Consider the following 7,399-nt stretch of genomic DNA (forward strand, 5'->3'; position numbering starts at 1 on the left):
GGTGGTGTGGTGGTGTCAGGCCGCGGTCGTGAGCAGGTCCCGCACGTGGGTGATCTGGCCGCCAAGGGTGCGGGCGGCGAGCATGCCGCGCAGCGACACCCGGACACCGAGCTCCTGGTGCACCCTGCGGGCGAGCTGGGTGATCAGCATCGAGTCGCCGCCCAGCTCGAAGAAGTCGTCGTCCGCGCCGGGCGCGTGGTGACCGAGCAGCTCCGCCCACAGCGACGACAGCAGGCCGGACGGGTCGGTGGTGGCCGGTTCGGCCTCGGCCTGCCGCACCGCCTCGACGGCGGGCTGTGCCGCGGCGGCTTCCGGTGCGAGCCAGCGCCTGCCGTGGAACTGGTAGCCGGGCAGGTGGATCAGCCTGCCGGGCACGCACAGCGCGGAGGTGTCCACCGGCAGGCCGCACGTCCACAGTTCGCCGAGAGCGGCGAGCACGGCGTCCGCCGGGGCGGCCCGGCCGGGGGAGAGCGGCACCGCGGTCAGGTCCGCCGCGGCGGCAGCGGCGGTCAGCGTGCTGCCGGGGCCGACCTCCACGAGGGTCGCGGAGGGGAACCGCGCGGTCACCGCTGCCAGCGCGGCACCGAACCGCACGGGTTGCCGCGCCTGCCGGACGAACTCGCCGGGATCCACCGCCGCGCCCGGCTCGGCGAGCGCGCCGGTGGTGCCGAGGGCGAACGGGAGAGCGGGCGGACGCAGCACCGCCGCGGCCAGTTCCGCTTCGAGAGCGGGCAGCGCGGGGGCGATCAGCTCGCTGTGGAACGCGTGGCTGGTGCGGAGGACCTTCGCCCGCACGCGGCCGTCGAGCCACGTCGTGAAGGCGTCGACCTCGGCGAGCGACCCGGCGAGCACACACGCGTGCGGGGCGTTCACGGCAGCCACCTCCAGCCGGTGACCCCAGCTGGCGATGAGTTCGAGCGCGGTGGCCTCCGCACAGTCCAGTGCGACCATCGCGCCGGGCGGGCAGGCCTGCATCGCGCGGCCGCGTGCCGTCACGAGGCGGGCGGCCGCGGGGAGGTCGAGCACTCCGGAGACGGTCGCCGCGGTGATCTCGCCCAGGCTGTGCCCCGCCAGCGCGACCGGGGTGACACCCAGTTCGGCCAGTGCGGTGGTGACGGCGAACTCCAGCGCGAACAGCGCGGGCTGGGCGAGTTCGGTCGAGGCCAGGGTGGCCGCGGGGAAGGTCTCCTCGGTCAGCGCGCGTGCGATCCTCGCCGCGATCGGCGGGGCGAAAGCGGCGAGCGTGTCCTCGAGCGCGTCGGTGAAGCCGGGGAGCGCGGCGGCGAACGGCAGTGCCATCCCCGGATGCTGGGAACCCTGCCCGGGGAAGAGGAAGACCGCGCTCGCCGGGCCTGCCGCGTGGCCGCGTGCCACGTCTCCGGAAGCCAGCCGGGTCGCGAGCTCCGTCGGTGTGCGGGCGTGGACGGCCAGCCGGTGCGGCAGCACAGCGCGGCCTTCGGCGAGCGTGAACGCCACGTCGGCGAGGTCCGGAGCCTCCGCGACGACATGGTCGCCCAGCCGGGCGGAGGCGCGGTCCAGCGCGGCCGCGTCGCCCGCCGACAACAGCAGAACGCTGCCGTGTGCGCGCGGCACTGACCTCAGGACGTGCGGCCGAGGTGGCTGTTCGACGAGGACGTGCGCGTTCGTGCCGCCGATGCCGAACGAGCTGATCGCCGCACGCCGCGGTTCCGGTCCCGTCCACGGTTCCTCGCCCGCCGGCACGAACAGCGGCGAGCCGTCGGTCTCCAGCAGGGGGTTGAGGCTGGTGAAGCCGGCGACCGGCGGTACCACGCCCTCGCGGACCACCAGCAGCGCCTTGATCAACGCGCCGAGCCCGGCTGCGGCGTCGAGGTGGCCGGTGTTCGCCTTCAACGCGCCGATCGCGATCTGACCAGGTGCGGCGCCGAGTGCGCGGTAGGCGTCCGATGCGGCCGACCACTCGATCGGATCGCCGACCTTGGTGCCCGTTCCGTGCGTCTCCAGGTAGCCGATGGAGGAGGCGTCGACGTCCGCGGCCGCAACGGCAGCGCGGATCACCGCCTCCTGACCGCTGATCGACGGCGCGTAGTAGCCGGCCTTGGCGGCGCCGTCGTTGTTGATCGCGGTGGCGAGCACGACACCGTGCGGTTCCACGCCGCCGGCCAGCGCGTCGGCAAGCCTGCGCAGCACCACGCACGCGACGCCGGACCCGGCGAGGACCCCGTCCGCGCCGGCGTCGAACGGGCGGCAGGCACCGGACGCGGACTGGATGCCGCCGGGGATGTGCAGGTGGCCGGCCTGCGGGAAGTCGATGCCCGCGGCCACGACCAGCGCCTGGTCGCAGTCGCCGTTGAGCAGCGCCTGCACCGCGAGGTGCAGCCCGACCAGCGACGACGAGCACGCCGTGCGCACCCCGATCGCCGGTCCGGTGAGGTCGAGCTTGTAGGAGATGAGGCTCGCGATGAAGTCGGGCTCGGTGCCGTGGATCGCGTGGTCGAGGGTCTGCGGGTCGAGCGGCCCTGACGCGAGCATCGCGCGCAGGTAGCCGCTGCCGCTGTCGGAGGCGTAGACGCCGGTGACCGGCCCGTCGCGCAACGGCCCCTGCCCCGCGTCCTCCAGCGCCGTCCACGCCACTTCGAGCATCAGCCGGTGCTGGGGGTCCATCAGCTCCGCGTCCCGCCCGCTGAACCGGAACAGCTCGTGGTCGAACCTGTCCGCGTCGGCGAGCCACCCGCGGGCGGGCACGTAGTCGGGGTCGTCCAGCAGATCCGCCGGGACACCGGCGAGGTCCTCCCGGCCGAGCCTCGTGGTCAGCACCTGCCCGGCGGTCACCGCCGACCACAGCTCGGCAACGGTCGCCGCGCCGGGAAACCGGCCGGACATCCCGGTCACAGCGATGTCGAACGCGCGGTCACGTGTCATCTCTCGACCTCCTGGCCACTAGGTTGCCAGATTAGGCAATGAACTGGCAACATATGGCAAAGCAGAGGAGAGGATCGAGCGCATGCGCCACGAGGGCCTGCACCAGACGGTCGCCGCCATCGCACGCTCGCGTCCGGGCGCGCCGGCGCTGACCGGACCACGTGGCACCACCACCTACGCCGAACTCGACCGTGCGGCCGACGCGCTCGCGGCCGGCCTGGTCACCGCTGGGGTCGCGCCGGGCGACCTGGTGCCGGTCGTGCTGCCGAGGAGCCCGGAACTGGTGACCGCGCTGCTCGCGGTGCTGAAGACCGGCGCGGCGTACGCGGCACTCGACCCGGGGTGGCCGCCGGCGCGGCGCCGCGAGGTGATCGGTCAGCTCGGGGCCCCGCTGGTGCTGGACGAGGCGCACGTCGCCGCACCTGCCGCGCCGGGCTACCGTCCGGCGCGGGTCCGCGGCACCGACGCGTGTTCGGTGTTCTTCACTTCGGGCACCACGGGCAGTCCGAAAGGCGTCGTCACCACTCATCGCGCGACCGCCCGGTTGTTCGGGCGGGACAGCTTCGCCCGGTTCACGTCCGAGACGACGATGCCACTCGCGGCGCCGGTGCCGTGGGACGCCTTCTCCCTGGAACTGTGGTCGGTCCTGCTCAACGGCGGCACGTCCGTGATCGTCGACGAGCCGTACCTGTCCGCCGGCGCGCTGCGCGCGGGGATCTCCGCGCACGGGGTGAACACCGCGTGGCTCACCAGCAGTCTCTTCAACATGATCGTCGACGAGGACCTGGACGCGTTCGCCGGTCTCACCCAGCTGATGATCGGCGGCGAACGCCTCTCCACCGCGCACGTCGCGCGGTTCCTCGCACGGCACCCGGACGTCCTGCTGCTCAACGGTTACGGCCCGGTCGAGAGCGTCGTGTTCGCCACCACCCACCGCATCACACCGGTCGACTGCGCTCGTCCGGGTGGCATCCCGCTGGGCACCGCTGTGCCCGGCACCCGCGTCACCGTGCTGGCGTCGCCGGGAGAGGAGGGCGAGATCTGCGTGGCCGGGGACGGTCTCGCCATCGGTTACCTGGGCAGGCCCGAGTTGACGGAGGAGAAGTTCCCGACCTCGGCCGGCACGGGGGAACGCGTCTACCGGACCGGCGACCTCGGCGTGCTCGACGCGGACGGGCTGCTGCACTTCCGCGGCAGGGCGGACCGGCAGGTGAAGATCAGGGGGCACCGGATCGAACCGGCGGAGGTCGAGGCCGGCGTCCTCGCCCTGCTGCCCGTGCGTTCGTGTCACGTGCTCGCGCGCCGCGACGACACCGGCGCCGCGACCGCGCTGGTGGCCTTCTGCGTGCCGGTCCGGGACGGCGACCGGCTGACCGGGGCGCGCGACGTGCTGACAGAGGTGCTCGCGTCGCACCTGTGCCCCGCGGCGGTGGTGAGCGTCGCCGAGTTCCCGGTCACCGGCACGGGGAAGCTGGACGAGAAGGCCTTGCTGGCACTGGTTCCTCCTGGTCCGTCCACAGCGGACGGACCAGGACCGTCCACTCCGGACGAGCCGGTGCTCGCCGCTGTTCTGGCCGCGATGGCGGAGGTGCTCGGGACGAGGACCGTCGACCCCGCCGCGACCTTCACCGAGCTGGGCGGCGACTCCCTGGCGGCGGGCCGGGTCTGCGCGCGCCTGGCCGCACGGCTGGGCAGGCCGGTTCCGGTGTCCCGCCTCTACCAGCACCCGACCGCTGCCGCCCTCGCCGAGTGGCTGCACTCGCCGCCACCGGCAGCCGAGGGGCCCGCGGAGGCCTCGGAGGTTCCTCTCACGCCGATGCAGCTGGTGTACCTGACCAAACACCTCACCACTCCGGACGACCTGACCTCGCACTGTCTGTTGACGTGGGTCGTGGAGGGCGGCCTCGACCGCGCCGCGCTGGCCGGCGCCGTGGCCGCTGTGCACGAGCGGCACGAGGCGTTGCGCGCTGCCTACGTCGCCGACCCGCGCCCGGTCGCGCGACTGGACGACCTCGGCCCTCCGGAGCTGGAGGACCTGCCACCGGAGGAGTCGACGGAGTCGGCGATCCGCACGCTGCGGGCGATGTTCAGCGACGAGCTGTGCCTCGCGGAAGGCGAGGTGTGGCGTACGGCCCTGGTGCCCGCCGGTGATGCCGTCGTGTTCGGTTGCCTGGTGCACCACATCGCGTTCGACGGCTGGTCGGAGGCGGTGCTGGCGGACGACCTCGCCACCGCGTACCGGGGTCTGCCGCTGCCACCGGCGCCGGCCATGAGCGAGGTGCACCGCGCGGGCCTGACCCGGCTCGCCAGCGCGGATCCCGTGGCACATCACGAGAACCTCCGCGCCGATCTCACCGGCGTGCCCGCGCTGACGTGGCCCGACGGACTGTCCGGCGGCGAGCCGGACAGCATCGGCGAAACGGCGATCCCGTTGTCGCGCACCGTGGTCGCCGCCGTGGACGAGCAGGCTGCCAAGGCCGGTGTCACCCGGTTCACCGTGCTGCTGGGGGAATGGGCGGCCACCCTCGCGGAGGTCACCGGGCAGGACGACTTCGCGGTGGGGGTGCCGGTGGCCCAGCGCGACGGTGCGGGACTGGCCGACGTCATCGGCTGCCACCTCACGATGCTCAGCCTCCGGATGCGCGACGGCGTGTGGCACGACCCGCGCGAGGTCGGCGAAGTGATCACCAGGGCGCTGCGGGCTCAGGACGTGCCGTTCACCGAGGTCGTGCGCATCACGGGAGCGGGCCGCACCGCACGGCCGCCGGTGTTCCAGACGTTGTTCGCCTTGCAGGACAACAGAGTCCCGGAACTACGGCTGGACGGCGCACGCACCACGTTCGTCCGCCAGCCCTACCTCGGCCTGCCGCTCGAGCTGCACGCCGAGCTGTGGCCGGCCGCGGACGGTTCCCTGCTGCTGACCGTTCACCACCAACGCCGTGCGGTCGCCGACACCACGGCGCACGACCTCGCCAAGCGCTACGCGGAGCGGCTGCGCACCATCCCGTCAGGAGTCCGGTCATGACCGCGCCCGTCACCACACCGGAGAGCATCGTCGACCCCGGTCTGCACGCGAGCGGGGACCCGCACGCGTTGTGGCGCTGGATGCGGCAGCATTCGCCGGTGCACCACCACGAGGCGGCCGACCTGCCCGCGTTCTGGTCGCTGACCCGCTACGAGGACGTCCGCGCCGCCTACCGCGACCCGGCCGTGTTCAGCTCACGGCACGGGGTCCTGTTGCGCCCCAGCGTGTTCGGCACCGATCCGGGCGGTGGCATGACACTCGCGCTCACCGACCCGCCCCGGCACAAACAGCTGCGGGCGATCGTCGCCGACTGGTTCACCGCACGCGCGGTGCGCGCACTGGCGGAGCCGATTCGTCGTTCCGTGCGGGCCCTGCTCGTCCGTGCGCTCGACCGGGGCGAGTGCGAGTTCGTGCACGACGTCGCCGGACGGCTCTCCATCTACGTCATCGGGCACATGATGGGGGTGCCGGAGGAAGACCACGAGACGGTGTTCCGCTGGACGAACGAGGCGTTCGAGGCGCACGTCTCGCTCGCCGCGCACCAGGAGCTGATGCGGTACTTCATCGACCTGATGTACCTGCGGATGGACGAGCCGGCGGACGACCTGGTGAGCGCGCTCGTCGGCGGCACCATCGACGACGAGCTGATCTCCGAGGAGGAGATCCTGCTCAACTGCGAGAACCTGGTCGGCGCCACGGAGAACGGCAGGCTCGCCCTCGCGGGAGGGGTGCAGGCGTTCCTGGAGAACCCGGAGCAGTGGGAGCGGCTGCGCGCCGACGACACGTTGCTGCCGACCGCTGTCGAGGAGGTGCTGCGGTGGACTTCCAGCGCGACGCACAGCATGCGAACCGCGACCAGGCCTGTCGAGATCGGTGGCAGGACGATCGCCGCCGGCGACCGGGTGGTGCTGTGGGTGCCTTCCGCCAACCGCGACGAGACGGTGTTCGCCGAGCCGGACCGGTTCGACGTGAGCCGCACGCCGAACCGGCACCTGGCGTTCGGCGGCGGCGAGCACTTCTGCGTCGGCAGCACGCTCGCCCGCACCCAGCTGACCGCGGTGCTCTCCGAACTGCTCGCGCTGACCAGCGGGATGAGCCTCGCCGGACAGGTGCGGCGGCTGCACTCGGTCGCGGTCGGCGGCCCGGAAACGCTGCCGGTGCGCCTCATCGCCCGCTGAGCCCACCGGGTGCGTCACGTCCGGCGCACCACGTGCTTCAGGTACTCCTTGCGGTTGAGCGGGTTGTGGTCGGTCCTCGTCCGCTGCGGCACCGGTCCCGCGGTGATGGGCGCGTAGTGGTCGAACTCCGACTCCAGCACGCCCTCGCCGCGGGTGAGGCCTGGCAGCTGCTGACCGAGGGCGTGCACCTGTGCCGCCGGGATGTCGCCCTCCACCACGCAGACCGCGCCGCGCTGCGCCGGCACCTTCGGCAGTCCGCGCCGCCGCGACAGCAGCTGCAGCACCGCGCTGAACG

At 73.1% G+C, this 7,399-nt stretch carries 3 protein-coding genes and 1 pseudogene; 2 read left to right on the plus strand and 2 right to left on the minus strand.

What is annotated here, in order from left to right:
* Nucleotides 1-15: 15 nt before the first annotated feature.
* Nucleotides 16-2,901: a type I polyketide synthase gene (locus UK23_RS32380; RefSeq protein WP_045315503.1), complete on the minus strand. Its 2,886-nt coding sequence runs from the start codon at nucleotides 2,899-2,901 to the stop codon at nucleotides 16-18.
* Between the two features lie 82 nt (nucleotides 2,902-2,983).
* Here UK23_RS32380 and UK23_RS32385 point away from each other — a divergent pair, with 82 nt between their 5' ends.
* A complete protein-coding gene (locus UK23_RS32385; RefSeq protein ID WP_045315504.1) occupies nucleotides 2,984-5,926 on the plus strand; it encodes an AMP-binding protein in 2,943 nt (980 codons plus the stop codon).
* Nucleotides 5,923-7,104: a cytochrome P450 gene (locus tag UK23_RS32390; RefSeq protein WP_045315505.1), complete on the plus strand. Its 1,182-nt coding sequence runs from the start codon at nucleotides 5,923-5,925 to the stop codon at nucleotides 7,102-7,104. The genes UK23_RS32385 and UK23_RS32390 overlap by 4 nt, the downstream gene beginning before the upstream one ends.
* Nucleotides 7,105-7,118: 14 nt before the next feature.
* Here UK23_RS32390 and UK23_RS32395 read toward each other — a convergent pair.
* Nucleotides 7,119-7,399: pseudogene (locus UK23_RS32395) on the minus strand (GTP-binding protein); the annotation flags it as partial.

This window comes from Lentzea aerocolonigenes (assembly GCF_000955955.1).
GTDB classification, from domain to species: Bacteria; Actinomycetota; Actinomycetes; order Mycobacteriales; family Pseudonocardiaceae; genus Lentzea; species Lentzea aerocolonigenes_A.